This window comes from Pseudomonas alliivorans (assembly GCF_017826695.1).
GTDB lineage: Bacteria > Pseudomonadota > Gammaproteobacteria > Pseudomonadales > Pseudomonadaceae > Aquipseudomonas > Aquipseudomonas alliivorans.
This window is the reverse complement of the sequence record NZ_JAFFZW010000007.1, coordinates 300,171-325,153: the sequence shown is the minus strand read 5'-3', so window position 1 is coordinate 325,153 and position 24,983 is coordinate 300,171. Positions and strand designations below refer to the sequence as shown.

Genomic DNA, 24,983 nt, shown 5'->3' with positions numbered 1-24,983 from the left:
GCACTCGTAGCTCAGCTGGATAGAGTACTCGGCTACGAACCGAGCGGTCACAGGTTCGAATCCTGTCGAGTGCACCAAACACCAAAAAGCCCGTATCGAAAGATACGGGCTTTTTGCTTTCTAGCGTTTTCCTTTTACGCACCCATTCTCATCGAATGTCACGGTGTTACTGCGACCTTTCTTCTGGTTGTACACGTAACGCACCTCGCCATTGTTATGGGTCACTTTGTCCGGTCGCCCAAGCAGGCTTTCGACGTCGCGTTGCGTCATGCCGGGTGGCGTGCGCTGGTTGATGATGGCTTGTCGACGCTGATTGGCGTTCAATCGATTGCCGCAACCATCATCCCGCTGGCCGACAACGACGATTTCCCTGTTTGCAGATCGATCCCGCCGAGTCTCTTTGTCATCTGCGAATGGCAGCATCATGTCCTGCACGCTTCCAGGCGGCGGATTGAAGGCGCGCTGTGTGCGGCTGGCATGCCCCTCAGGGCAGCCCAGTGTCGTGAACATCACATTGCCGGAAGCGTCTTCGCAACGTTGCACGGTATTGGCCTCTGCGATCAAAGGCAGGCAGAGCAGGGTGCTCCACAGTGGAAAATGGCGGGTGATAGGCATGTTTTGTCCTTGATGGCAGCGATTGCGACAGCGTACTGGCGGCCTTCGTGTCGGGCTAACGTGTTTTGTTGGCTGAATGTGACGTCGAACCCCTGCCGATCTGCATAACGTTTGAGGTTTGCGTCGCAAGCGCCTGTTTCAGGCTGAATTTCCCGCGTGCGCTTCGCTCAAAGCGGTGTATCATTGCGCCCGTCAGCCCCGCCGGGGCTTGTGGAATACCTCCATGGACTTACCCAGTAGTTACTCAATAGTTTGTTTCACCAATCATGAATTAACTGATTGATCTCCCCGGCGTGCTCCGCTGCTGGGAGTGGAGTTCGCCTATGACCGAAAGAGAAGTCAAAAAAACGCAGGAAAGCTTGCAGGATCGTCTTGCTCAAGTCATCGAGCTACTGCAGCGCCAGCGTATCGTTGAAGACCTGACTCACCGCCAGGAAGGTCAGCATCAGGATCGGGTAGAAAACCTGGTTCACCGGCAGAACCTCGTCGAGCTGCAGCGCAAGCTTGACGACCTTCACTCTGCCGACGTCGCCTATATTCTTGAAGCACTTCCTCTGGAAGACCGTCTCTCCGTCTGGCAACTGGTCAAGGCCGAGCGCGACGGCGACATCCTTCTGGAAGTGTCGGATTCCGTTCGTGAAACCCTGATCGCCGACATGGATGATCACGAGCTGCTCGCCGCCGCCCGGGACATGGACGCCGACGAACTCGCCGACCTTGCCCCCGAGCTGCCGCGTGATGTGGTTCATGAGCTCATGGAAGCCCTGGATTCGCAGCAGCGTGAACGTGTCCGCTCTGCGTTGTCCTACGATGAGGACCAGGTCGGCGCACTGATGGACTTCGAAATGGTGACCATCCGTGAGGATGTCAGCCTGGAAGTCGTGCTCCGCTACCTGCGCAGGCTCAAGGAGCTGCCCGGCCATACCGACAAACTGTTCGTTGTGGATGTCGATGGCGTGCTCAAGGGTGTTCTGCCGATCAAGCGTCTGCTGGTCAATGACCCGGAAAAGCAGGTTGGTGAAGTCATGGCCAACGACCCGGTCAGCTTTCATCCGGAAGACGACGCTTACGAGGCCGCGCAAGCGTTCGAGCGTTATGACCTTATCTCCACGCCTGTCGTCGACAAGAACGGCAAGCTGATCGGCCGTCTGACCATCGATGAAATGGTCGATCTGATTCGTGAGGAGAGCGAAAGCGAAGTCCTCAATATGGCAGGTCTGCGTGAGGAAGAAGACATCTTCGCCTCCGTGTGGCGCTCGCTGCGCAACCGCTGGGCATGGCTGGCGGTCAATCTGATCACCGCTTTTCTGGCGTCCCGTGTGATTGGTCTGTTCGAAGGCTCCATCGAGAAACTGGTGGCCCTGGCCGCCCTGATGCCTATCGTTGCCGGCATTGGCGGCAACTCCGGTAACCAGACCATCACCATGATTGTCCGCGCCATGGCGCTGGACCAGGTCAATGTCGGCAATACTTCGCGGCTATTGCGTAAAGAGCTTGCGGTCGGCCTTATCAATGGTCTGTTGTGGGGTGGGGTGATCGGCGTGGTGGCCTACATGCTGTACGGCAGTTGGTCGCTTGGCGTGGTGATGACGGCGGCCATGACACTCAACCTGCTGCTGGCTGCGCTGATGGGCGTTTCCATTCCAATGGCGCTCGCAAAGCTGGGTCGGGATCCAGCCATGGGTGCCAGCGTCATGATTACGGCGATGACCGACAGTGGCGGATTCTTTATCTTTCTAGGGCTGGCGACCATCTTTCTGCTTTAAAAAACACCCAATAAAAAACCGCCTGAATGGCGGTTTTTTTGTTTGAGATGTGGCTTACATGGTGCAGTGAAGTTTCCTACAGCAACTAATGGGCAGATCCCAGAACAAAAAAGGCCAGCTTTCGCCGGCCTTGTACTCTTTGCTAACTGTCACGACTCTTCTGAAGCAAGTTCCGTGTCATGTGCAATCAGCGACACCAGCGCGTTCTGCTGCCGGTGCGAAAGCTGGCGGAAGCGTTGCAGCAACTCACGTTCGTGCAAAGACAGCTCAGGACTGTCCAGACGCATGCTTGGCTCGTCGCCAAGGGCGCCTTCCTGAATCAGGCTTTGTTCGAGGCGAGCAATGATTTCCGAGTTCATGCTGCGGTGATGATTCTTGGCTACCTCTTGCACGCGATTACGCATGCCGTCTGGTAGGCGAACAACGAACTTGTCAGCCGTGCGGCTGGAATAAGTAGCCTGTTTCATAGGGCTCATATATTTAACCGGTTAGTTCAGGGGAAGCGGTTCTAGCAAGTGGCCGCAAGATTGTGAGCTTCTGACAGTCATTTTGGCCAAATGTTCCACCGCATTATCGAAAGGGGCTGCATCATCCCCCATTCCGTCGAATCCTTGGCGTCAATTCTGTGACAAATATTGACTCAGATAAAGGCGATTAGCCAGCACCAATTATCAGAATTGCGAACGGATTTGTAAAAACAATCAAAACCGCCCAACCGATAGCAAGATCCCCGCCTGACTACTTTTTGCCATGATGGCTATCTGTCCTCAGCGTAGAAGGTAAAGGCCGGGAACACGAATGCAGGCCGACAAACGTAAGGTCTGGCAGACGGATAGAAGAGGGGGAGGGAGGTGGCGTGGGCCAAGTACCGGAAAGTGCGTCCGGCAGAGCCGATGATCCGGTCAGAGCGCTCTGTGAGCATCACCGACCAGCACAACCATCAGCAGGTTGCAGATGACAGGCCAGCGCTCAGCGTAGAACCGGATCGAATTTGAAGCGACGACCGACTACCAGCGCAACAACAAAAAGACTCGCGAACACGCCAGCACCAATTTTCGCCGCTGTGCTCAAAGCCTGAGACTGAAGGGGAAGAAGCAGATCAACGGCAACCGCCATAAGTGCCAGGATCATGAAGGACAAAGCGGATTTCGACATGGCTACTCTCTCGTGAAGGTGGGCTATGTGTGACGGTTTCAGAAAACCCAGCGCTGTTCGGCGCGTGGAGCCTGCAGGTTTTCCTGAGCGTCATTGGTCAGCATAGCTGTATTGGCGCTTCTGTCAGTCATCACGGCCAGTTGAGGTGCCCGGCTCAGCTGATGATGAATAGGGGACTGCTGCACGCTCATCTGATCGTTCTTGATGCCCGTGTCCTGAAAATGAAAAGCAATGAGGGCTACCAGAGCTGCTGCATTCAACGCTGAGAGAGTCATGTTCATTGTTCAGTACCTGTGCCCGGACATCATAAGGGAGGGGTGGTTCGCTGATACTGATAATGCAGTCTGCATGCCAACTGAAATTAAGAAAAAATTCCTTTAAAAACAATATGTTGAGCATCAATGAAAATGCCTGTCTCTTGCGTTTTGCAATGATGGCTTTTTGGGGTAGTGCAAAATGCATGACCGGCCTGAGTAGGGCATGTCCTGCGGATAGGGACTACGCCGCTGGCGGGCAATGACGACATGACAAAACCGCTTCAGATCGTTAAGATGCTCGCCGTCCTCGCTGGCACCAATCGGTGTGCTGGCACCCGTGTCTCAGTAGCTCAATTGGATAGAGCATCCCCCTCCTAAGGGGAAGGTTGCAGGTTCGAACCCCGCCTGGGACACCATATTATTCAGGCCTTTCCGCTATCGTCTGCAACGGCTCAAAACGTCATGGGTGCATGGCGGGTGCAGCAGCGAAATCAGCGATGTTGTTTGCCACCTCATGGAGGTGCGCTTTTGAGAGGGTCGTCAAGCCGCAAGGCTCTGACAACGTTTCTACCGCTACCTGACACGTAGCGAACGCAGGAATAACTACGTTCGCCTCGTGTACAAAGCCCATGCGCTCTTGATCCTTGTGGTCGCTGACGAGTAACTGCCGTCGAAATGGGTAAAGCGACTGCTGAGCAACGTCTGGGGATCGCACGTGGATCTGGGCTTTCGGTTTCCGCATTTCTTCTCGGGCTGAGAATTCATTCTTTTCTGCTGATGACCAAATGTCAGGATCATCATCGAAAAAACCGTTTTCTCGTCTCCCATAAAAGCCTTTCCCGAATGGGCTCGATCGCCAGTGCAGCCAAGGCTGCTACCGCTGTCCTCTTTCGAAGAGAGCAGCGGTTCGCTGGATCAGCGTGCAGTCAACGCAGCATAACTGTTCATCAAGTTCCGATAGTTCGGAATACGCTGCGACAACAGATTGCCCAAACCTTCGATATCGTTGCGCCAGTCACGCTGCAACTCACACGCCACCGAGAACCAGTTCATCATCTGCGCGCCGGCCTGGGTCATGCGGTTCCAGGCGGCCTGCTGCACAGCCGTGTTGAACGTGCCGGAAGAGTCGGTCACCACGAACACATCAAAGCCTTCAGCCAGCGCCGACAAGGTCGGGAAGGCGACACAAACGTCCGTCACCACACCGGCAATGATCAGTTGCTTGCGGCCAGTGGCCTTGATCGCCTTGACGAAGTCTTCGTTGTCCCAGGCGTTGATCTGGCCAGGGCGAGCGATGTATGGCGCGTCCGGGAACATCTCTTTGAGTTCCGGTACCAGCGGACCATTCGGGCCTTGTTCGAAACTGGTGGTCAGGATGGTTGGCAGCTCAAAGAACTTCGCCACGTCGGCCAACGCCAGAACGTTGTTTTTGAATTCATTTGGCGTGAAGTCCTGCACCAGCGAAATAAGACCGGTCTGGTGGTCGACCAGCAGAACTACGGCGTCGTCTTTGTTCAGGCGGTTGTAAGTGGCGTTGGTCATGGTGGAATCCTTTTTCGAAGTGGTGAGTGGCTGTCGTTTCAACGTGTGGCTAGATTAATGTCCATCTGAACGTTGAAAAAGCATTCGAAAAAGGTTTGTCTGTCAACTTGAAGGAGACAATTGAAGGGGTTAACCCCAGCGTGTCAGAAGATATTCAAGAAAATATCAGCCTTTATCGGACGGTCGCTGGTCCTGCGAACTGGTATCTGTACCAGGAAGGGCGCAGCTGTTGTTCCGGCAGCGAGTGCTGCCATCGGGATGAGGCAGCCATGCCAGATGCGGGCGCCAGCGGCAGAAGAGCCGATAGGCCACGTTGAACAGCGGCCTGAATAAACGCCACGACAACGGTGCAGCCCAGACGCCGAGGCCCGCTGCTCGCCAGCTCCAGAGCGTTGCGTCCAGGCCTGTCACCCACGTCCCGTCGTCAAACCTGGCGTGGAGGGCTGATTCCATTTGTTCGAGTGTGTATCCCGTGGCCTGGGGATCAAAGGCTTCATCACTGATATCGACGAAATAAAGGCGATCAGGTGCAGCACGCGCACGCAGGATTTTGACTTCGCGCGCGCAGAGTGGGCATTCACCGTCAAAGTAGAGCGTCAGAGGCCACTTTATGTTCTCGTACATCGATGAGTGTCCCGTAGCGGCTTAGGTGGCGTTCTCAGCTTCAGAACAGATTCAGGCAACTCGGTTCCGTCAGATCCCGCAAGCGTCAGGTCGCGGGCTGGTGCTGTGTTGCAATCCATAGCCATTCGTTTCTATGCACCCATCAATCACGGTGCCAGCAATATTGAGGTCATCGGCTTGAATACGACTTCAGGCGGAATGTTGGACATCTCTTCCGGTTTTCTGTCTATCGCCAACGAGGCGTAGCCATGAGCCGTGCTCCAGGCAAGCAGGGTACGTTGTTCGAGCAGTGCCGGATCAGGCTCCGCACCATTCAGCGTGATCCATGCCGTGCGAATCGACTGTCGAAGCTGTTGAAGTGCGGCTTCGCCGGATTTCAGAAGTCTGGGCAATGAGCGGGACGCGCCATCGCCGCCCAACATCAGTCGGAAGTGATGCGGGTAGGTGGTCGCGAACTTCACGTACCCAAGCCCGGCACCCATCATGGGGTCTTTTATTTCGCTCTGAACGGCGCTGATGATTTCTATCAGTCGCTCATAGCCGTCGGCAGCCACTTCGGAAAGCAGATTATCCATCGAGCCAAAATGATGGGCGGGTGCCGAGTGGGAAACATTGGCTCGTCGTGCGCATTCACGCAGCGAAAGCCCCCGCACTCCCGATTCTCCAACGATGTCCCACGCCGCCTGACGTATAACAGCAGCCAGGTTTCCATGATGGTAGGCGCGGGTCGCTTCTGATTTCGGCATAGGGCATTTCCCCGGTTATTAAAATAAAAGTTATCCGGCATTCTCCTCTGGTTATCTTGTCACTGACAAGATGCGCTGTTTTAATCGCGTCAGATCACCTGATCTGCACGAGGAGTTGCCGTGAAAAAGCTCAGCAGAAAAATCCGTATGTTGACTCAGCTGTTTCTCTTGAGGCTAGCCAGTCAGGTGTTACCAGGCCCTACCGGAAAATACCTCGCCCGGCGATTCATCACGCCGCAGGCTGCTGAACGTTCGAAGGTCGCATCAGCCCTGAAGGCGTCACTGGGCGTACATACCGAGACCCTGACGTTGGCCGGTATCAATATAACGACCTACCAATGGGGTGATCCTTCGCGTGAGCCTTATGTGCTGCTCGCGCATGGCTGGTCAAGTTACGCGTTGCGTTTCGCCGAATGGATTCCGATGCTGCGATCAATGGGGTATGCAGTGGTCGGCTTCGATCAACCTGCTCATGGAGCAAGCAGCGGAAAAACCAATCATTTGCCGTTGTTCGTCGAGATGATTCAGCGGGTGGGACGCCATTTCGGAAAACCGGCAGTCTTCATCGGACACTCCATGGGCGCCTCTGCCGTGGTTTTTGCTCAGGATGAGGAGTGGTGCCCAGAGCGCTTTGTGCTCATCGCGCCATTCGTGGCGATTTCAGAGAATGCCACTCGGCAGTTTGAGACCGCAGGAATCTCGCCCAAGGCATTCACTTCGTTTGAAGCGTACCTGTACTCGGTGACGGGGCGCCGGTTCGCTGAGTATGAAGGCGCTTTGCGTTTGCCCTTGATGAAAGGCCCTGCGCTGATCATCCATGATCGAAATGACCGCGAGACGCCATGGGAGAAGGGGGCCCGGTTTGCAAAGCTTTGGCCGGGCGCGCGGCTCTTCACGACTGAAGGGTTGGGGCACAATCGCTTGCTTGATCATCCTTCGGTTATCAACGAGGTCATGAACTTTATCAAGCCAGAAAACCGTTAAAGGCCAGGTGGATTGAATAGCCGTTCGGACAGTGTGCAGGCTGCGGCAACCGGCAAGCCACCGCGGTTTGACGTGACTCAGCGGCTGGCATCAGCCAGGCCCGTCTCGATAAAGCGTACAGAGTTCTCCATTGCCTGCTGACCCTCGGGCAGCATGGCGGCGTAGAAATGCCAGGCATGGAACATCGCAGGCCACACTTCCAGGTTCACACGAACGCGGTTGTCCGCCAGGTGAGTGGCAAGGCGCATCGCGTCACTCAGCATCAATTCGTTCTCGCCGATCTGCACCAGAATGGGTGGAAGCCCAGTGACATCGGCAAAAACCGGCGAGGCCAGCGGGTGGTTGGCAAGCGTGTCGCCCAAAAACGTTCTGGCCAGTATGTCCAGCACCGACTTGGCGTTCAGCGGGTCCAGACCTTCTCGATTGCTCATGGAAGCGCCGGTGTGTTCGAGGTTTGCCCACGGCGAGATTGAAGAGCCCACCGCCGGTAACGGAAGCCCTTTGGATTTGGCCGCCACCATCACGCTGACCACCATCGCTCCGCCTGCCGACTCGCCTGAAAAGGCGATCCTGTTGGCCGGGATTTTCTGCTCAAGCAGCCACTCGTAGGCGCGCAGTGTGTCGTCGATGGATGCCGGAAATGTGTGTTCCGGTGCAAGGCGGTAGTCCGGCATGTAAACGCGAGCGCCGAGCATTTTCGCGTAGTTGCCGCCGATGCCGTGGTAGCCGTCCGGACGCCCGACAATGTAGGCGCCGCCGTGGATGTACATCACCACTGCGTCGGTTTTGAGGCGGGGGGGATGATGACCGAGGTGTCGATACCGGCAGGCGCTCGCTGGATTCCGAAAGGCATGACGGTTGAGTATCTGGCCAAGGCCAAGACATCGATTCATGCGATTGCAGACGGCAACGAGATTGACTGGGTGTCGTCGGGTGACAAGGTGGTGCCGGTCGATATCTTCGACGAGAACGATGTAAAGGTGTTTACCGCACGCATCACGATGAATGTGAAGCTGGGCTGACCTTCAGAAAGTGTTCGCCCGCCGTTGCGGTGGGCGAACGGATTTTCAGCCTATTCCATCACCTCGGCCACACCCTGATCTTCTCCCAGAAAACCGCCGCTCTGGTGCTGCCACAACCGCGCGTAGGTGCCGTTCCTTTCGAGCAGTTCGCTGTGAGTGCCTTGCTCGATGATGCGCCCGTCATCCATCACGATGAGCCGGTCCATTGCCGCAATGGTGGACAGGCGATGGGCGATGGCGATGACGGTCTTGCCTTGCATCATTTCATCGAGACTTTCCTGAATGGCCACTTCGACTTCCGAATCCAGCGCGCTGGTGGCTTCATCAAGGAGCAGAATCGGGGCGTTCTTGAGCATGACCCGCGCAATGGCGATGCGTTGGCGCTGGCCGCCCGACAGCTTGATACCGCGCTCACCCACCAGCGTGTCATAGCCGCTGTGGCCTTGCTTGTCGGTCAACTGATTAATGAAACCGTCGGCCTGAGCGTTGATCGCCGCCCTGCGGATATCCTCGTCGGTCGCATCCGGTCGGCCATAAGCGATGTTGTCGCGAATCGAGCGGTGCAGCAGCGACGTATCCTGCGTGACCATCCCGATTGCGCTACGCAGGCTGTCCTGGGTGACGTGCGCGATGTTCTGCCCGTCGATGCGGATTTCGCCACTGTCCACGTCGTAGAAGCGCAGCAACAGGTTGATGAGTGTGGATTTCCCCGCGCCGGAACGGCCCACCAGACCGATTTTCTCGCCCGGACGAATACTCAGATTCAGGCCATCGAGCACCTGACGCTCGCCGTTGTAGTTGAAGCTCACCTTGTCGAACGTCACCGCGCCGCCAGAGGTAACCAGCACGCCTGCGTCCGGTGCATCCTGAACCTTGGGACCGCGGGTCAGGGTTTCCATGCCGTCCTGCACCGTGCCGATGTTTTCGAACAGCGACGTCATTTGCCACATGATCCAGTGCGACATGCCGTTGACGCGTAGCGCCATGGCAGTGATAGCCGCCACTGCGCCCGTGCCGACTTCACCCTGATGCCAGAGATACAGGGCGTAGCCGCCAGCACCCATGATCAGGGCGACTACCAGCGCCTGATTGACGATCTCGAACTGGCTCACCAGACGCATCTGGCGAAAGCCGGTCTGTTTGAAATCCTCCATCGCCGCGCGCGCGAAGTGCGCTTCACGTTTGGAATGGGAGAACAGCTTCACCGTCGTGATGTTGGTGTAGGCGTCCGAAACACGTCCGGTCATTGATGATCGTGCGTTGGCCTGTTCCTGGCCGACCTTTCCCAGACGGGGCACGAAATACATCATGGCCAGGCCGAACAACGCAATCCAGGCAAGGAAAGGCAGCATCAGTTTCAAGTCGAAGCCGCCCGCCAGCGCGATGATCGCAATGAAATACACCCCGATGCCAGGCGCGATCTCGATAAGGGTGAACAGCACCTCACGGACCGACAGTGCCGTCTGCATCACCTTAGTCGTGACCCGGCCGGAGAACTCGTCGGAAAAGAACGAAAGGCTTTGTCGCAGCATCAATCGGTGGAAATCCCAGCGCAGCCGCAGCGGCAGGTTGATCGCCAGTACCTGATGCTGAACCATGGTTCTTAATGCCACCAGCCCGATGCTGACCACCAGAACGATGCCGATGCCCCACAGCACTCGACTTTCCTGCCCGCTCACCTCACCGCCAGCCTGCCAGGTCGAGAGCAGATCCACGACCTGCCCGAGGAAGGAAAACAGCCAGGCTTCGTAGATCGACACACTGGCGCCCAGTAACGCCAGCGCGAGGATGTAGCCCCGGGCGCCCCGCGTGCAGGCCCAGAGGAATTTCACCAGGCCTTCAGGCGGTGGTGGTGTCTCGTCGGGTGGGAAAGGGTCAAGCCGTTTTTCAAATGCCTGAAGCATCAGCAGTCTCCATGGGAATCAGTTAAAGCGATCCTGTCGTTGCGCTGTACGTTGAGCTTCCGGGACAAGGTGCCGCGCTCAATGATCAAAAGTGAAGCTGTGCATAAAGTCAGTCAGTAGCAGACCTGCTGCAAGAGCAGGGGTTGCACCCGGATTGGATCAGCAAGAGATGAAGGTGCAGCGAGAGGTCTTGGTAACACGGGTTTCATGGGCATTCGCCCGCACTCATGGCGGGCGCAAAACCCCTGATAACGGCGTCAGTTACCCAGCGGTGGCGTGCGGGGCGGAATCACGCGTTTGCTGCCCGTGGCTTCAAACGCCGAGGCAAAACGCAGCAGGTTGGAGTCGTCATATGCACGACCGGCAAACGTCAGCCCGACAGGCATGCCGATGTCGGCCATCAGGCCCATTGGCACCGTAACGGTCGGGACGCCCAGGTGGCGGATGGCGAGGTTGCCGTTGGCCACCCAGACACCGTTGCTCCAGGCGATGTCGGCGGATTCGATGTTGACGTCCGCATCGGCGGGTCCGACGTCGGCCACCGTCGGGAACAGTACAGCGTCAAGCCCGAGTTTTTCCATCCAGTCTTCGAGGTCGATGCGGCGGGTCTGTTCCAGCCCGCGAAGGCCGTCCGGCAGCGTCGGGATTTCGTTCCAGGGCGTGATGCCGCGCTCGGCCATGCGCACGTACTCGTCCATGCCTGCCGCCAGATCGTCTTCACGATTGGGCAGGGTGCCGGGATCGTGCGGGAAGATTTTCGGCCCGTCGACATCGGCGAGGCGGTTCAGCGCCGGGTCGCCGTTGGCGCGCAGGAAGTCATCGAATGCCCAGGCGGAAAGGTCCCACAGTTCGTGTTGCATAAACGCTTTCGAGACCAGTCCACGGGTGAACACCGTTGGCGCGCCGGGACGATCACCTTCGCAGTTGGAGACCAGCGGGAAGTCGACGTCGATCACTTCGGCGCCTGCTGCAACCAGGGCCTGACGTGCGTCTTCCCACAGATCGATCACCGAAGGGCGGGTGACGATGCGCTGGCCGGTCGGGCCGCCAATACCGGGCTTTTCGGCGGTGCCTGCGTCAGGGTCGGCATTGATGTACATGCGCGGCACACCGAAGCGTTTGCCAGCCAGGCTTTCTGCGCCAGCACTCAATTCGGTGTAGGCGGCAGGGCGTACGGAAGCTACTGACGGAATCGGCACCCAAGGCTGCAGACGCCAAAGATCGCCGCGTGTCTCGGGGTCTTCGGCGACGATCACGTCCAGCACTTCCAGCAGGTCTGCCATGGTTCTGGCGTAGGGCACGACGACGTCCATGGTCGGCGTCAGCGGCCAATTGCCGCGCACCGATATCACGCCGCGCGAAGGGGTGTAGGCGCACAGACCGTTATTGGAGGCCGGGCCGCGTCCGCTGGACCAGGTTTCCTCGGCCATCCCGAACGCTGCGAAGCTGGCGGCGGTGGCCGTGCCTGCGCCGTTGGACGAGCCGGAGGCGAAGGGCGCGGTCAGATAGCTCGCGTTGTAGGGGCTTTCGGCGCGTCCATACACGCCGCGCTGCATGCCGCCATTGGCCATCGGCGGCATGTTGGTTTTGCCCAGACAGATGGCCCCGGCGTCACGCAGGCGGCTGATGGTAAAGGCATCTTTCTGCGCGACCAGATCGACAAAGGCCGGGCTGCCCGAGGCGGCAGTCAGACCTTTCACCAGATAGCTGTCCTTGGCGGTATAGGGAATGCCGTCGAGCGGTCCCAGTGTTTCGCCTTTCGCACGACGCGCGTCAGAGGCTTGCGCTTCGGCAAGCGCCTCGGGGTTCGGTACCACGAGGGCGTTCAGTGCGGTGGCAGTGTTCGGTCCGTCATAGGCTTCGATGCGTGCAAGGTACGCCTGAACCAGCTCGACCGCAGTGGTCTTGCCGGATTCAAGCGCCGCGCGCAGCTCGGCAATGGAGACTTCTGTGACTTCGATCATGGGATTCTCACCGACGGCTTATAAGGAACGGCACAGGCGCTCGCGTTGTGTGCACTCAGGTGCAGTTTGCTGCTTTGCGATAGCCCGCCGCCCTGGCTTTGGATTCAGAGTCGAAGGATATCCGATTTTTCGACGAGACTTTATCGTAGCTCGGGCAGCCCTGAGGCAGGTGATAGATGTGACTGTTGAGGTTGCCGATGATCACGCCTGCCGAGGATGCGCGGGTCGCAGGCTTCTGCGCGTCAGGCTGCGTCTTGGTCTGCGCGGTTTTCTGCGCAATGGCGCTGACCACACCGTCGCCGACCGGCTTGTAGCCTTGGGTCCAGGTACGGGCGCGGCTGACGAACGGGTTGGCGTGCCCCATGACGGTTGCGATGCGACGGTCACGTTCCTTTTCCCACGCCGTCACCGGGTATTGCTTGTCCCAGGCCATCAACAGCTGTTGCTGCTGACGCGACATGTTCAGGTTGTACCGATCGAACATGTAAAAAGTGGTACGTGCGACCATGCCTTTCACTTCGTCACGCGGTTCGGCAACGTTCTGCTGGAAATCGACCTTGGTCTTGCACTGTCCATACTGCGGCGCTACGCCCGAGGCCATGCCGTAATTGTAATTGTTGCGGTCGCCGTTCACTTCGCCCACTGCCGGGTAAAGGTTGAACAGGTCGGCCTCCATGGCCTTGAACACCGGGTCATCGTTTTCGCAAAATTCGCGCCCGCCTTTCTGCCAGCACTGACGCTGATGGCCGAAGGTCCAGGCCGGAACAATGTGCTCCCATTCGGTACGTGCTGCGCGGTTCTCCTGTTTGCGAGCCTGCAGGCCGCAGGAACCGGCATCGATACGGCCACCCGATTTTCCGACCCAGGTCCATTTGCAGCCGCAGTACAGATCGCCCTGAGCGCTGCTGGCCTGATCGAGATAGATCTTTTGTTTGGCAACCACCTTGGCTTCGGAAAACGTTGAAGGCGGCTCTGCGAAAGCGGGGTTGATAGCGAGGAATGACAGCGTCAATACGTAAAACAGAAATTTCATGAGTCAGCATATTTCAGGTTCAGGGGGCGCGCATTGTACTCATGACAGCCTGAGGGTAAACGTATGATTCGGCTCGATTACAGTTGTGCCTTGAAGCGCGCACGGTGTTCCCTGGGTGTGATGCCGAAGGCTTTGATGAACCGGCGGATCAGCGTTGCCTCGCTGCCCATGCCGCAGCGCTGTGCGATTTCCTTGAGCGGTTTGTTCGACGTGTCGAGCAAATGACGCGCCGCTTCCAGGCGAATCGACTCGACCATTCGGCTCGGTGTACGACCCGTACTTTCACTGTATTTACGGATGAAGGTCCGCTCGCTCATGTTCATGAAGTTGGCGAGCGCGGTAACGGATAAATCATCACACAGGTGCACATTCATCCAGGCATGAAGGTCGGAAAACTGGCTGCTCTTCGATTGCAACGCCAGCGAGGAACTGAACTGGTCCTGATCGCCGGGACGCTTGAGAAACATGATCAGATGCCGGGCCACTTCAAGGGCTGCTGAGTGCCCGAGGTCCTGCTCGACGATGGCCAATGCCAGGTCGATGCCTGACGTCACCCCGGCAGAGGTCCAGATATCCCCGTCGTTGATGAAGATCGGCCCGCGCCTGACCTCGATGGCAGGGAAGCGATGTTCCAGTTCGTCATACGCGGACCAGTGAGTGGTGGCTTCCCGTGCGTCCAGTTTGCCCGCAGTCGCCAGAGCAAACACGCCCGTACAGACTGACACCAGGCGCTGGGCCTTATCGGCATGCGTGACGAAGTGGCTGAAGAATCTGGCGTCCTTGCAGAAGTCATGGATGCCTGGCCCGCCGGGAACGATCAGCGTGTGCGCGGGTGTGGTGTCGGCGCACAGGTGTTCGGCGCTCAACGAGAAGTTGCAGAAGATGTCGGTCGGGGAGTCGAGGACGAGAACAGAGAGCGCGTAAGGCAGATCGGCACTTTTGGCGAGATGGTTTGCAGCAACGAACACATCCAGAGGCCCTGCGAGATCCAGAAGACTGACGTGAGGGTAGGCAACGAACTGTATCGACTTGGCAGGCATTTATACGTGCTCCAGTGCCAGCGGCGGCGAGGTCTTCATCAGTTTGGCGGGAATGATCAACGCTTTGTCATTTATTGAATCAAGGGCCGATTTATCCTGATTCTGCTTTCTTCGGCGGCTTCGGGCACTGCCCCGTACACGTTGATCTTTTTGGAAGGTTCGGAGAACTGACGCCATGTCACGTCTGGTCAGTAGCATCATGGAATTCGAGGCAAGAATGGACGCTGATCTCAACCACGAGATATCGGCCATGTTGTCGGCTATCGCGCAACAGTCGGAACAGTGCGCAGGTTGTGAACTGAGAAAAACCCGAGGTCCGCACGGATGGATCGTCGAATGTGTCTGGCGTGATTCAGGCTCCATGCACGAACATTTTTCATCACCGCAATTGCAGGCGCTGATCCAGCTGTTGGTGTCCCGGTCGAGCAGGATCGTATTCGATATCCCTTGCTGAACAGATTGCGAAGCGTCAATCACTGTCGGGTCTCCAGACAGAACAGCAGTTTCTTGAAGCGCTCGTTGCACACTGCGGCAACGAGCGCTTTTTATTGAACGTCTGACAGGTCCTTTAGAAGTCCAGCGTCAAACCCGCATAGATCGCGCGACCATCGCCAGGCGCATGCAGCGACTGCTCCACGCCGCTGCTCGAGTCGTACCACACGTATTCGTAGTATTTGTTCGCGATGTTCTTCGCCTGAACATCCAGGCTCAGCTCAGGTGAAAGCTGGTACGTTGCCCCGAGGTTGATCAATACATAACTGCCGTATTTGCCGGTGCTGTTGGTTCGTTCCAGGTAGTAATCACTCTGTCCGTTGATCCAGGTCGAGACTTCGAGTCTGGGTGTCAGCCGATAGGCCGAACCTGCGGTGTACAGATGGTGAGGGACGTGATCCATCTCCTTGCCTTCACTGGCCGGAAGATTGGGGTTGGGTTTGAGTATTTCGGAGAACTGTCTGGAATAGGACAGCCACAGGCTGCTGGCGTCGGTGGGGTAGACATTGAGCTGCACATCCCAACCCTTGCGCAGGGTTTGCCCGACGTTTTCGGCATCGCCGACGGCATCGTTGAGCTTGCGCTGCACTTCATCCGAGGCTTTCTGCTCCCAGTACGCGATGCGTCCGTTGATCCAGTCGGCGGGCTGGAATTTGATCCCGGTTTCCCAACCATCGTTGATCGAAGGCTTCAAGTCATCGGCTTGCGTCGCCAGGCGATACGCTGCCGAGCCCACACCGATCTGATAGCTGCGCCCCCAGTTGGCGTACACGCTCGCCTGTTCCCACGGTGAATAGACCACGCTGAGTTTGGGCTGCCGGATCTGGCCGTAGTCGTTGACGTCGGCTCGCTCGCCGGTCAGCTCGTTGGTGTAGTCGCCGTAGACCTTGTCGACGCGGTACGCCGGAATGATCTTCAGCGATTTGAACGGCTCGATCACCGCCTGTACGTAAGCGCCATAGACGTCGAGATCGAATTGTTGATCACGCGTCTGCGCCACCCGCGAACGTTGCAGGGTTCTATACCTGAGGCTCTGGTTCTCCTGACGCTGCACCTCTGCGCCACCTTCCAGCGCGAAGGCATACAGATGCTCGACCTCGGGACGCCAGGTCAGGCTGCTCAGTGCGCCATATTGTGTCTCGTCGCTGTAGCGTTCCTGTTGCGAGGATGTACGCCAGTACTGGGTCCAGCGCCGGTCTTCGAAGGTGTTCACATAGGCTTTGCCGGCCAGGCTCAGGGTCTCAGTGAGCGTCGCGTCCAGATGCAGGCCGAGCTGGTTCATTTCACGCTCGCCGGTGTCAGTGGCGTTGTTGGCATAGGACTGGCGAGCATGGTCCCGGGCGTCGCGCCGGCTCAGGTAACCGGCCTCGTCGGCATCCACCGTGTAGTGGCGGGCAGTGAGCCCCGCGCGCCAGCTTTCATCGTCGGAGGTGTAGAACCATTTGCCGGAAAAGCTCATGCGTTCGGCGTCGGCGTGGTTGCGGTAACCGTCGCTGCCCTGATAGCTGAACGAGTAGTTCTGGCTCCAGTTGCCTTGCTCGACGCCTTTGATCAACTGCAGCTCACGGGTGTCGAAACTGCCGTAGCGCAATCGCAATTTGCCGTCGTTGCCGCCCTGGCGGGTGTTGATGCTGGCATTGCCTGCGATGTTGTGCAGGCCGTATCGCGGGTCATTGGTGCCGCGCACCACTTCGATACTGTCGATTTCCAGCGGGAAGATCATGTCAATGAACGGCATGTTGCCGTCATTGGTGTTACTCGGAATGCCATCGATCAACAGTTTGACCGCATTGACTTCCCCTTCGCCATTGAAGCCGCGAAACGAGAGCTTGCCCGAAGTGGTGCCCTGGTTGAACTGCGTCAGCATCACTCCTGGAACCCGACCTAAGAGTTCCCAGCTGTAGTGCACGGGCTGTTTTTCGAGGATGTCAGCACCCAGCACATCGACTGAGCTGAGGATATTGCGGCTGGCCAACGGGCCGTTCTGGCCTGCTGAAACGTCTACGGCACCGAGCGTAACGACCGAGTCCGCGCTGTCGCGGGTTTCGGCGATTGACTCACTGAGCGGCGTGAAGGCAAAAAGGCAGGACAGCATGACGGGTGATGCAGGGTATGAGGCACGGGTTGTTTTCATGAGCGGCGTAATCCACGCAAAAAGTGACGCTGTCCCGACGTGCACGCACAAGCGCGCCCGAGGGTTCAGGTTGGGTCAAGTCACACAGCGAGGAACGTGAGAGGAGGCGAGCGAGGGCTGACGGCAGGCCACAGGTAGCGCGGAGGCGGCTGCGCCCAGGAGCGAACGGTGATCGGTGAAATGCTTTTTGCCGGAGCCGGATTCAGCATCCAGTCGGAAACGTGGCTGGCTGTCAGTACCGTGAAAGAGGAACACACCGGGCAGGAGAGCTGGGGGAGGGCGTGCTGCTTCTGATCCGACTCACTGGAGTCCAGGCCCGCGCTGCCTGACCCATCCAGCGAACAGTAACCCCCGTTCAGACCGCTGAGCGCCAGACCGCTCATTTGTCCGTGATGCAGGCCGCAGAAAAAAAGGCTCAGCAGGACGCTGGCGTACAGCGTCCATGCAATAAGCGACCTTTCATCACGGGTTATTTTCATGGGGCGCAACTCTATCACCGCCCCCGCTTTTCAAGCATTGCCCGAGTGTGGCGAATCGTCGCAGCTGATGGGCCGTGTCGGGCGTTCAGGTCAATGGCTTAACGTTGTCTGAAAGAAGGTCGACGCGGATGCGTAAGGCGATGCCAGTTGGCGAGCGTCATTTTGCGTCATGAAGGATATCGCCAGAAACACCAGGCCCATCGCGGCCGGAATGGCACCTTTGGGTTTATGGACATTCAGGTGCGCCATGGAGGACAGGATCAGGTGATAAAAGATGCCTGCGTAGGCAAGGTCGCTGAGTGCCACGTTGAAGCGCGACAGAATTACCACAGGGCCGAGCACTTTCACCGCGATCATGAAGGGGATAAGTCCCGTGGCTGAATAGCCCAGTTCAGCCTGGGCTTCACGTACATAGGTTTGTTTCGTCACGTACATGAACGCCGACGCGAAATACAGCAGCGACAACAGGGCGGTGCTGGTCCAGTAAAGGTAGAGAGTCATAAGGTTCTCGCTATTGTTTGTATTCGACAGACGGCGAGAATGTAGACTCATATGAAAACTGCCAAGTAGGATGAAATAAGGTGGATTAGTCTGGAAAACCAGACCAATACCAGCGCCCATTTGAACATGCATGAAGAAATGCGCCGCGCATTCTCGTTGCTGTCAGGCAAATGGAAGCTGGAAATCATGTGGCTGATCAATCAGCGCGTCTATCGCTTTGGCGAACTACGCAAGGCCATTCCTGGCACCACTCAGCACATGCTGACCGCGCAACTTCGCGAGCTTGAGGCAGACGGGCTGGTGACACGCACCGTGTTCGCCGAAGTGCCGCCGCGTGTGGAATATGAGATTACCGAAAAGGCGCGAGGGCTGGGGCCGACTATGGAAGCGCTGACGATCTGGTGGCAGGAACATGGTGCCAGCGTGCCGGTCAGGTCGGCTGGGCGCGGTCGTGCTGCGCGGGAGTCAGGCACGAAATCCAGCTGAAGACACGGGATGTCCTGATCAGGCAAAAACAGCTGACTGGCTCGGCGAAGTTTTGTGAGGAGGCCTCGCCACATTTCCGACTTAGCGCTGTCGCGCAGCAAAACCCGGACTGTGGGAGGCGGCTTGCCGGCGATCTGCCGGGAACCGGCAGCAAGACCTGCACACACGGTATGTCAGATGCAACCTGGGGCCGCTGCGCGGCCCATCGCTGCCGTCGTAACCTTCGAGAGCTCCCACGCTCTCCGGGCAGAAGCAGAGTTCAGCACTTTTTCGGCAATCAGTCTTACAGTCGGAACCTGCCCACTTCCTGTTGCAGACTGGTCGCGAGGTTTTTCAGCCCGCCGCTGGTCTTGAGCAGTTCCTGAACGGACATATTGTTCTGTTCGGCCATTTGTGCAGAGCGTTCTACGCTGCGCGCGACATCCTGGCTGGCAACGGTTTGCTCGCGCAACGCAAACGATATCTGGTCCACCACATGCAAAACCTTGCTGGAACTGTCGCGGATTTCGATAATCGCCTGGCCGGCATTGCCTGCCATTTCCACGCCGCTGTTCACTTCCAGCACTCCGCTGTGCATGCTCTGGACGGTCTCTCTCACGCCGGCCTGGATTTTCTCGATCATCCCGGCAATCTCTTTGGTCGATTTGCCGGTGTTTTGCGCCAGGAGGCGTACCTCGTCGGCCACGACGGCAAACCCGCGTCCCTGTTCGCCCGCCCGCGCAGCTTCGATGGCGGCGTTGAGCGCCAGCAGGTTTGTCTGGTCGGCGATGCCTTGAATCACGCTGATGATCGATGAAATATGCTCAGAATGTTGGCCCAGGCCTGAAACCTGCGTCGACGAATGCTGCACGGTCCTGGCAATGCCGTTCATGCTGGACAGGGTGTTTTCGATGACCTGCGCGCCTTCTTTGGATTGCTCGCCCGAGCGACTGGCGATCTGGTGGGCCTCGTCGGCGTTCTCGGATACGTGATGAATGCTGACAGTCAGTTCCTCGATGGTGGCGGCCATCATTGAAGCCGAGGTCGACTGTTCCTGGATGGCGCCGGACAGTTGCTCGGACGCACCGGAAATCTGCTGCACAGACACCACCAGTTGATTTGCCGCCTCACTGATCTGTTGAATCATCTCGCGCAGGCGCTTCTGCATCCGGTCGAACGCCTTGGGCAGTTCATCATGGCTGCTGGTGTCGATGACCGTGTCCAGCCGGCCATCGGCAACGGCTGTGGCGGCATCAATCGCCAGTTGCAGGCGTGCGGTGGTGCTGCGACCCAGTGCCGTCGCCAGAATGGCGGCAAGAAGCGCGGCCGCAATGCCACCGCATACCAGGATCATCAGTGCGAAATGCTTGGCGTCGATCATGTTCTGGCTTCTGACGACCAACAGCGTGTTTTCCGCGGCGCTGATTTCGGCCAGCGTTACACGCATGCTGTCCATCTTGGCTTTGTCGGCACCGGCGATGATGCGATTGTCCAGTTCATCATCAGGCAAGTTGCGTGCAGTCAGGTCCCTGCGCATGGCGACGATGGTGTTGACGTCATCTTCAAGCCAGCGCTTGTAGGTTTCTCCCAGCGATGCGAGGCGTCGCTGTTGCTCCGGGTTGTCAGCTGTCAGCTGCTTGAGCGCATCGAGCTCTTCGCCAAAGCGTTTTTCGCCGGCAATAAGAGGCTCGAGAAACGCGTCTTTCGACGTGATGACAAAGCCACGCATGCCGGTCTCGATATTGATCAGCTGTTCCAGGGCCAGTTGCGCTTCACTGAGCACCTTATAGGTATGAACATTGCTGTTAGTGGCGTCTTCAACCTGCTCGAACCCCCTGTAGGCGCTGGCCACCAGAACGGCGATGAGTACGACAATAGCGATAAAACCGAAGTAAAGCTTCTGCGAAATGCTGAGCTTATTGAGCATGGTGTCAGTCCTGAAACTTGCCTCCCTGGCAGTCCAATGATGTTTTGTAGGAAGAGCGGCAGTGTGCAAATTTCTTGGAGTGATGTTATTTGGATATCATGATTTCGACCGTGCCTTGATGCACTTGAGGTGCGGGCGAGCACTATTTGAAATATTGCGAAATAATTTATTTAAGCAGCTGATTATTAAGTGATTTTATTTTGATTTCGGTTGTAATTTATAGCGCTTAAAGAATGAAAGTTAAGATTTTGACGGCATTAAGTTGACGGGCTCTGCGTCGATCGATGGTCTAAGATCACTGCTTCCTCACTGTTCCGGGCTGTACGGCAATGACACATGACACCTCGCTTGAACTGGCTTCCCGCCTGATCCGCAACTTCAATGAGATATCGCTTGAAAAGCAGGTCCGCGATCCGTTGTATGAAAGTCTGGCAGGACAGCTGGCAACGGGAACGGCCGCCAGCAAGTTGGGCGCCTCCATTGATATCGTTGCGCCGGGCAAGCGCTCGTGCCCTTATCATTTTCATCATGCGCAGGAGGAAATGTTCATCGTCATCGAAGGCGAAGGCAGCCTGCGGGTTGCAGACCGGATGCTGCCCATCAAGAGCGGCGATGTGATCTTCATTCCACCGGGGCCGCAATACCCTCACCAGATCATCAATACGTCGTTGTCGCCTCTGAAGTACCTGTCCATCAGCACCCGTGAAAAGCCCGAGATCTGCGAGTACCCCGACTCAGGCAAGTACCAGGCCATGGCGTCCGGTGAGGGCGCTGCTTTCGTGGCCAGGCAACGGGTCGATCTGAATGTGGACTATTGGGATGGCGAGCCGTAAGCCGTAAGCCGGACGCGCTCGTGCACATGCGCACCCGGTGCTGTGCCTGTATGCTTCTGCCGACTCGAAAATGAAGTAAACGAATTCATCATGTCTGAAAACGTGCCCGATCCCGCCTCAACGCCAGCCGCCAAACGTCGTCGCATCCCGAAAGGCGATCTGCGTAAGGTCGATATCATTCAGGCAGCCTTGGTGATCTTTGCCCGCGATGGCTTTGCCGGCGCATCGCTGTCGAACATCGCCAAGGTGGCGGGTATTTCCCAGGTCGGATTGCTTCACCATTTCCCCAACAAACTGGCCTTGCTGCAAGCGGTGCTCGACCATCGGGATCAGTACATCTCGACGCGGTTGCAGGACGCCGAACAGGTGGCAACGCTGGAAGGCTTCGTAGCGTTTCTGCAGTTCATCATGCGGTTCAGCATCGAAGACGCGTCTGTCAGTCAGGCGCTGATGATCATCAACACCGAAAGCCTGTCCGTTACCCATCCGGCGAATCGATGGTTCTGCGAGCGTTTTCATATCGTGCACAGCCATCTGCAGGCGCAGTTGAAACTGTTGGTGCAGGCGGGCGAAGTGCGAGGGGACATCGACGTGAAACAGGTCAGTCTCGAGCTGGCATCGATGATGGACGGGATGCAGATTCAATGGCTTCGTTCACGGTCCGACGTGGATATCGAGCGCGCATTCAAACGGTTCCTCGACCGAATGGTGTCAGACCTGCGAGTGCGCTAGCAACGCGTCTGGCGGGCCGTTGGCAATCGGTGGCCGCGAAGACCACCGATTGCTGCCTGTCAGTAAGCCTGTTCCGGCTTGACCTGAACGGCCTTGCGCAGCGGAACGGGGAGAGGGTTGGAGTCACGTGTGGTCAGTTGCTCCGGGTAGAGCGCGACGACGGTGCGGTTGAGTGGCAGATTTTCCGAGTCCTTGCCGACCAGCACCTTGAACTTGCCCGGATCGACTTTCCAGCTCACCGAATCCGGCGCGTAGTAAGCGAACGAACGCGAATCCAGCGCAATGGTGACGGTCTTGCTTTCGCCCGGCTTCAGGTAAACCTTGGAGAAGCCTTTGAGTTCCTTCTCGGGACGATCAACCTGCGGTTTTGACGGTTGCACATACAGCTGAGCGACTTCGAATCCGGCCCTGTCACCGGTATTGGTGATTGTGAACGTCGCGTTGATGGTCGAACCGGGTGTCAACACGTTGCTCGACAGCCTCAGGTTGCTGTACTCATACATTGTGTAAGACAGACCGAAACCAAACGCATAAAGCGGCGTGATGTGGTTCTTGTCGTACCCGCGATAGCCCGGATACAGGCCTTCGCTGTAGGTCATTTCAGTGGGTGGGTTGGCACTGCTGAAATAGTACGGCACCGGGTCCTTGTACGACGCGTAGCTCGGGTTGTCCTCGACCTTCCTGTCCAGCGTGATCGGCAGTTTGCCGGACGGGTTGACCATGCCGAACAGAATTTCAGCCAGTGCCTGACCGCCTTGCTGGCCGGGGAACCAGGCGTGCAACGAGGCTGCAACCTTGTTGGCCCACGGTTGCATGTCCATGCCGCCACCGCCGTGCATCACCACGATGGTTTTCGGGTTGGCTTTCTGTACGAAGCTGATCAGCTCGGACTGGAACTGTGGCAGTTCGAACGGATGGTCGAGGGACTCGCCTTCATATTCGAAGTTGCTGCCTGCCGCGACGACCACGGCATCGTAGTCCGCCAGGTTCTTCGGCGGGCGCAGTGACGCCCAGCTCATCTGTACGCCATTCATGCCGCCCAGTACCGGCGTGAAGTTGCCTTTGAGACGGCGATACTCCAGACGCACGTTGTACTCGCTGCCGGCTTTCAGGCTGGCGGTCTTGATCGCGCGAGGAACAACCGGGATGAGGTCGAACGAGACTTGTCCGCCTTCGTCTTCGGCCACCAGTTCGTCGTTGATCCACAGCTTGTACGCGCCATCGGCACGGACCTTGAACACATGCGGGCCGGTGATCGTCGGTTTGATCTTGCCAGTGAAGCGGGCGGAGAACGCACCTGCCACCGGGTTGAAGCCGCTGACGGTGCTGGTGCCGTTGTCGGTCACGTTGCTGCTGGTGATCCAGTCCAGGTTGACGCCCGGCTCGATGCGCGTTGCCACCGGATCGCCCGACAGGCTGGTGTTGGCGTAGTACTCGGCTTTGACGCCTGCGTTGCTGATGGCCTGTTTGCCTGAGCCCGGCTGATACCAGACCGACGACTTCGGGTTCAGGCTCATTTGGCTGATGTAGTCGACATTGGTCGTGCTCGACGCCAGTTGCTTCAAACCACTGAGTTCGGTGACGTAGCTGGCCGGAACGGAGTAGGCGGTCCCGAAAGGCGACGTCGGTGGTTGAACAGCCAGATCGCCGATGACGGCAATCTTCGAGTTTTTCGCCAGCGGCAGCAGCGGTTTTTGTCCGTCCACCGGTTCGTTGCGCAGCAGAACGATGGATTCCCTGGCCATGTTCAGCGCAGCCACCTGACCGTACTCGCGATGCACCAACGGTTGCGCCTTGTTGATGCTCTTGTCGAAACCGTAGCTCACCAGCGCCCGGAGGTTGCGGCGGACCTTGTCGTCGATCACGTTCTGGTGCAACTGGCCGTTCCAGACGTAAGGCAGCAGTTTGGCTTCGGTAAATTGCAGGCCGCTCGGCATGTCGATGTCAGTGCCCGCCCAGGCGCCTTTGAACGCGTCCTGAACCGAGTTGAAGTCGCTCATCACGTTGCCCTGGAAACCCCATTGCCCTTTCAGGATGTCGGTAATCAGGTGGTGATTCTCGCAGGCATACTCGCCGTTGATCTTGTTGTAGCCGCACATGACCGAGGCAATGTTGGCGTTCTTGACCAGTGACTCGAAGCCGGGCAGATACAGCTCCTGCATGGCGCGCTCGTCGATCTTCACGTCCAGATAATGCCGGTTGGCTTCCTGTTCGTTCATCAGATAATGCTTGGCGGCGGCCTGCACGCCCTGCACCTGAATACCGTTGGTGACCGCAGGCGCGAGCACTGCGCCGAGGAAGGGGTCCTCGCCGCTCATGTACTCGGCGGAACGTCCGTTGAACGGTGTGCGGTACAGGTTGATGGCTGGAGACAGCATCTGCTGGCCGCCCGCAATGCGGGTTTCATAGCCGATCGCCAGACCAAACTCCTTGGCCCGGTTGATGCTCCACGTCGCGGCCAGTGCGGAGGGCGACGGGTACTGCGCGCCGAACGTCTTGCCGCCGACCAGAACGCCCATCGACGAGTCATAGGCCACAGTGCCTTGCAGGCCGAACTTGTCCAGCTTAGGGATCATTCGTCCGTCGTCGACGCGAGAAAAATTGATCTTCTCCGATTGCGTCATGTTGTCCAGCATCGCGCCCACTCGGGCTTCGACTTCGTTGCCGGTCATGGGGGTGGCGGCGAACAGCGCACTTGCCTGGGCAACGCTCAGCGCGAGAACGCTCAGGCCCAGGCCTTGTTTGATCATGGACACGGTACTACTCCT

21 protein-coding genes, 2 tRNA genes and 2 pseudogenes are annotated in these 24,983 nt (G+C 57.7%); 8 read left to right on the top strand and 17 right to left on the bottom strand.

Going from position 1 to position 24,983, the window contains the following annotated elements; translation table 11 throughout:
* A tRNA-Arg gene (locus JTJ32_RS19440) sits at nt 1-77 on the top strand.
* Between the two features lie 43 nt (nt 78-120).
* On the opposite strand, the gene bamE is transcribed toward JTJ32_RS19440, so the two are convergent.
* The gene (gene bamE / locus JTJ32_RS19435; RefSeq protein ID WP_210042994.1) at nt 121-615 is read right to left on the bottom strand and encodes an outer membrane protein assembly factor BamE domain-containing protein; all 495 of its coding nucleotides are present in this window, start codon (nt 613-615) and stop codon (nt 121-123) included.
* Between the two features lie 323 nt (nt 616-938).
* Between bamE and mgtE the strand changes: the two genes are divergently transcribed.
* Nucleotides 939-2,381 carry a magnesium transporter gene (mgtE, locus tag JTJ32_RS19430; RefSeq protein WP_210042993.1) on the top strand — a complete coding sequence of 481 codons (1,443 nt, stop codon included), beginning with the start codon at nt 939-941 and terminating at the stop codon, nt 2,379-2,381.
* Nucleotides 2,382-2,530: 149 nt separating this feature from the next.
* Here the strand turns inward: mgtE and JTJ32_RS19425 are convergent, their stop codons facing one another.
* The 3 genes from JTJ32_RS19425 to JTJ32_RS19415 all read right to left on the bottom strand — a co-directional run bounded on the left by JTJ32_RS19425 (nt 2,531) and on the right by JTJ32_RS19415 (nt 3,817).
* Nucleotides 2,531-2,857 carry an Arc family DNA-binding protein gene (locus JTJ32_RS19425; RefSeq protein WP_004884331.1) on the bottom strand — a complete coding sequence of 109 codons (327 nt, stop codon included), beginning with the start codon at nt 2,855-2,857 and terminating at the stop codon, nt 2,531-2,533.
* A gap of 493 nt (nt 2,858-3,350) precedes the next feature.
* A complete protein-coding gene (locus tag JTJ32_RS19420) occupies nt 3,351-3,536 on the bottom strand; it encodes a PA3371 family protein (RefSeq protein WP_099229144.1) in 186 nt (61 codons plus the stop codon).
* A 38-nt stretch (nt 3,537-3,574) separates the two neighbouring features.
* Nucleotides 3,575-3,817 (bottom strand): hypothetical protein, encoded by a 243-nt coding sequence (locus tag JTJ32_RS19415; protein WP_099229143.1) that lies wholly within the window; start codon nt 3,815-3,817, stop codon nt 3,575-3,577.
* Nucleotides 3,818-4,132: 315 nt separating this feature from the next.
* On the opposite strand from JTJ32_RS19415, the gene JTJ32_RS19410 reads away from it, so the two are divergent.
* A tRNA-Arg gene (locus tag JTJ32_RS19410) sits at nt 4,133-4,209 on the top strand.
* 499 nt (nt 4,210-4,708) lie between these two features.
* Here JTJ32_RS19410 and ycaC read toward each other — a convergent pair.
* The 3 genes from ycaC to JTJ32_RS19395 form a co-directional block, all read right to left on the bottom strand.
* Nucleotides 4,709-5,335 (bottom strand): isochorismate family cysteine hydrolase YcaC, encoded by a 627-nt coding sequence (ycaC, locus tag JTJ32_RS19405; RefSeq protein WP_069142817.1) that lies wholly within the window; start codon nt 5,333-5,335, stop codon nt 4,709-4,711.
* A 165-nt stretch (nt 5,336-5,500) separates the two neighbouring features.
* A complete protein-coding gene (locus tag JTJ32_RS19400; protein ID WP_210042991.1) occupies nt 5,501-5,959 on the bottom strand; it encodes a thiol-disulfide oxidoreductase DCC family protein in 459 nt (152 codons plus the stop codon).
* 146 nt (nt 5,960-6,105) lie between these two features.
* Nucleotides 6,106-6,705: a TetR/AcrR family transcriptional regulator gene (locus JTJ32_RS19395; protein ID WP_210042989.1), complete on the bottom strand. Its 600-nt coding sequence runs from the start codon at nt 6,703-6,705 to the stop codon at nt 6,106-6,108.
* A gap of 120 nt (nt 6,706-6,825) precedes the next feature.
* On the opposite strand from JTJ32_RS19395, the gene JTJ32_RS19390 reads away from it, so the two are divergent.
* A complete protein-coding gene (locus tag JTJ32_RS19390; RefSeq protein ID WP_408004609.1) occupies nt 6,826-7,689 on the top strand; it encodes an alpha/beta hydrolase in 864 nt (287 codons plus the stop codon).
* A 77-nt stretch (nt 7,690-7,766) separates the two neighbouring features.
* Here the strand turns inward: JTJ32_RS19390 and JTJ32_RS19385 are convergent.
* Nucleotides 7,767-8,489: pseudogene (locus JTJ32_RS19385) on the bottom strand (alpha/beta hydrolase); the annotation flags it as partial.
* Between JTJ32_RS19385 and JTJ32_RS19380 the strand changes: the two are divergent.
* Nucleotides 8,481-8,711, top strand: a pseudogene (locus JTJ32_RS19380) (DUF4442 domain-containing protein); the annotation flags it as partial. The pseudogenes JTJ32_RS19385 and JTJ32_RS19380 overlap by 9 nt on opposite strands.
* Before the next feature lie 50 nt (nt 8,712-8,761).
* On the opposite strand, the gene JTJ32_RS19375 reads toward JTJ32_RS19380, so the two are convergent.
* The 7 genes from JTJ32_RS19375 to JTJ32_RS19345 all read right to left on the bottom strand — a co-directional run bounded on the left by JTJ32_RS19375 (nt 8,762) and on the right by JTJ32_RS19345 (nt 18,258).
* A complete protein-coding gene (locus JTJ32_RS19375; RefSeq protein ID WP_210042987.1) occupies nt 8,762-10,615 on the bottom strand; it encodes an ABC transporter ATP-binding protein in 1,854 nt (617 codons plus the stop codon).
* Nucleotides 10,616-10,872: 257 nt separating this feature from the next.
* A complete protein-coding gene (locus JTJ32_RS19370; protein WP_210042985.1) occupies nt 10,873-12,579 on the bottom strand; it encodes an amidase in 1,707 nt (568 codons plus the stop codon).
* A gap of 55 nt (nt 12,580-12,634) precedes the next feature.
* Nucleotides 12,635-13,612, bottom strand: coding sequence for an endonuclease (locus tag JTJ32_RS19365; RefSeq protein WP_210042983.1), 978 nt, complete (start codon nt 13,610-13,612; stop codon nt 12,635-12,637).
* Nucleotides 13,613-13,689: 77 nt separating this feature from the next.
* Nucleotides 13,690-14,652 (bottom strand): GlxA family transcriptional regulator, encoded by a 963-nt coding sequence (locus tag JTJ32_RS19360; protein WP_210042981.1) that lies wholly within the window; start codon nt 14,650-14,652, stop codon nt 13,690-13,692.
* 568 nt (nt 14,653-15,220) lie between these two features.
* Nucleotides 15,221-17,278 (bottom strand): TonB-dependent receptor, encoded by a 2,058-nt coding sequence (locus JTJ32_RS19355; protein ID WP_210042979.1) that lies wholly within the window; start codon nt 17,276-17,278, stop codon nt 15,221-15,223.
* 80 nt (nt 17,279-17,358) lie between these two features.
* Nucleotides 17,359-17,757 (bottom strand): DUF2946 family protein, encoded by a 399-nt coding sequence (locus JTJ32_RS19350; RefSeq protein ID WP_184320311.1) that lies wholly within the window; start codon nt 17,755-17,757, stop codon nt 17,359-17,361.
* A 90-nt stretch (nt 17,758-17,847) separates the two neighbouring features.
* A complete protein-coding gene (locus JTJ32_RS19345) occupies nt 17,848-18,258 on the bottom strand; it encodes a DoxX family protein (protein WP_184320308.1) in 411 nt (136 codons plus the stop codon).
* A gap of 138 nt (nt 18,259-18,396) precedes the next feature.
* Between JTJ32_RS19345 and JTJ32_RS19340 the strand changes: the two genes are divergently transcribed.
* Entirely contained in the window at nt 18,397-18,744 is a 348-nt protein-coding gene (locus JTJ32_RS19340; RefSeq protein ID WP_210042977.1) for a winged helix-turn-helix transcriptional regulator, read from the top strand.
* 283 nt (nt 18,745-19,027) lie between these two features.
* Here JTJ32_RS19340 and JTJ32_RS19335 read toward each other — a convergent pair whose 3' ends face one another.
* Complete coding sequence (locus JTJ32_RS19335; protein WP_210042976.1) at nt 19,028-20,650, bottom strand: methyl-accepting chemotaxis protein; 1,623 nt, start codon at nt 20,648-20,650, stop codon at nt 19,028-19,030.
* A 329-nt stretch (nt 20,651-20,979) separates the two neighbouring features.
* Here JTJ32_RS19335 and JTJ32_RS19330 point away from each other — a divergent pair, with 329 nt between their 5' ends.
* Together JTJ32_RS19330 and JTJ32_RS19325 are read left to right on the top strand one after the other, a co-directional pair.
* Nucleotides 20,980-21,483, top strand: a complete 504-nt coding sequence (locus JTJ32_RS19330) for a cupin domain-containing protein (RefSeq protein ID WP_210042975.1) — start codon at nt 20,980-20,982, stop codon at nt 21,481-21,483.
* 90 nt (nt 21,484-21,573) lie between these two features.
* Entirely contained in the window at nt 21,574-22,215 is a 642-nt protein-coding gene (locus tag JTJ32_RS19325) for a TetR/AcrR family transcriptional regulator (protein ID WP_099229130.1), read from the top strand.
* Between the two features lie 59 nt (nt 22,216-22,274).
* Here JTJ32_RS19325 and JTJ32_RS19320 read toward each other — a convergent pair whose 3' ends face one another.
* The gene (locus JTJ32_RS19320; protein ID WP_210043007.1) at nt 22,275-24,965 is read right to left on the bottom strand and encodes a beta-glucosidase; all 2,691 of its coding nucleotides are present in this window, start codon (nt 24,963-24,965) and stop codon (nt 22,275-22,277) included.
* Nucleotides 24,966-24,983 lie beyond the last annotated feature (18 nt).

Excerpts from the sequence above, each read along its gene's own strand:
- bamE (WP_210042994.1), bottom strand. The coding sequence starts at position 615 with ATGCCTATCACCCGCCATTTTCCACTGTGGAGCACCCTGCTCTGCCTG.
- mgtE (WP_210042993.1), top strand. The coding sequence starts at position 939 with ATGACCGAAAGAGAAGTCAAAAAAACGCAGGAAAGCTTGCAGGATCGT.
- JTJ32_RS19425 (WP_004884331.1), bottom strand. The coding sequence starts at position 2,857 with ATGAGCCCTATGAAACAGGCTACTTATTCCAGCCGCACGGCTGACAAG.
- JTJ32_RS19420 (WP_099229144.1), bottom strand. The coding sequence starts at position 3,536 with ATGTCGAAATCCGCTTTGTCCTTCATGATCCTGGCACTTATGGCGGTT.
- JTJ32_RS19415 (WP_099229143.1), bottom strand. The coding sequence starts at position 3,817 with ATGAACATGACTCTCTCAGCGTTGAATGCAGCAGCTCTGGTAGCCCTC.
- ycaC (WP_069142817.1), bottom strand. The coding sequence starts at position 5,335 with ATGACCAACGCCACTTACAACCGCCTGAACAAAGACGACGCCGTAGTT.
- JTJ32_RS19400 (WP_210042991.1), bottom strand. The coding sequence starts at position 5,959 with ATGTACGAGAACATAAAGTGGCCTCTGACGCTCTACTTTGACGGTGAA.
- JTJ32_RS19395 (WP_210042989.1), bottom strand. The coding sequence starts at position 6,705 with ATGCCGAAATCAGAAGCGACCCGCGCCTACCATCATGGAAACCTGGCT.
- JTJ32_RS19375 (WP_210042987.1), bottom strand. The coding sequence starts at position 10,615 with ATGCTTCAGGCATTTGAAAAACGGCTTGACCCTTTCCCACCCGACGAG.
- JTJ32_RS19370 (WP_210042985.1), bottom strand. The coding sequence starts at position 12,579 with ATGATCGAAGTCACAGAAGTCTCCATTGCCGAGCTGCGCGCGGCGCTT.
- JTJ32_RS19365 (WP_210042983.1), bottom strand. The coding sequence starts at position 13,612 with ATGAAATTTCTGTTTTACGTATTGACGCTGTCATTCCTCGCTATCAAC.
- JTJ32_RS19360 (WP_210042981.1), bottom strand. The coding sequence starts at position 14,652 with ATGCCTGCCAAGTCGATACAGTTCGTTGCCTACCCTCACGTCAGTCTT.
- JTJ32_RS19355 (WP_210042979.1), bottom strand. The coding sequence starts at position 17,278 with ATGAAAACAACCCGTGCCTCATACCCTGCATCACCCGTCATGCTGTCC.
- JTJ32_RS19350 (WP_184320311.1), bottom strand. The coding sequence starts at position 17,757 with ATGAAAATAACCCGTGATGAAAGGTCGCTTATTGCATGGACGCTGTAC.
- JTJ32_RS19345 (WP_184320308.1), bottom strand. The coding sequence starts at position 18,258 with ATGACTCTCTACCTTTACTGGACCAGCACCGCCCTGTTGTCGCTGCTG.
- JTJ32_RS19340 (WP_210042977.1), top strand. The coding sequence starts at position 18,397 with ATGCGCCGCGCATTCTCGTTGCTGTCAGGCAAATGGAAGCTGGAAATC.
- JTJ32_RS19335 (WP_210042976.1), bottom strand. The coding sequence starts at position 20,650 with ATGCTCAATAAGCTCAGCATTTCGCAGAAGCTTTACTTCGGTTTTATC.
- JTJ32_RS19330 (WP_210042975.1), top strand. The coding sequence starts at position 20,980 with ATGACACATGACACCTCGCTTGAACTGGCTTCCCGCCTGATCCGCAAC.
- JTJ32_RS19325 (WP_099229130.1), top strand. The coding sequence starts at position 21,574 with ATGTCTGAAAACGTGCCCGATCCCGCCTCAACGCCAGCCGCCAAACGT.
- JTJ32_RS19320 (WP_210043007.1), bottom strand. The coding sequence starts at position 24,965 with ATGATCAAACAAGGCCTGGGCCTGAGCGTTCTCGCGCTGAGCGTTGCC.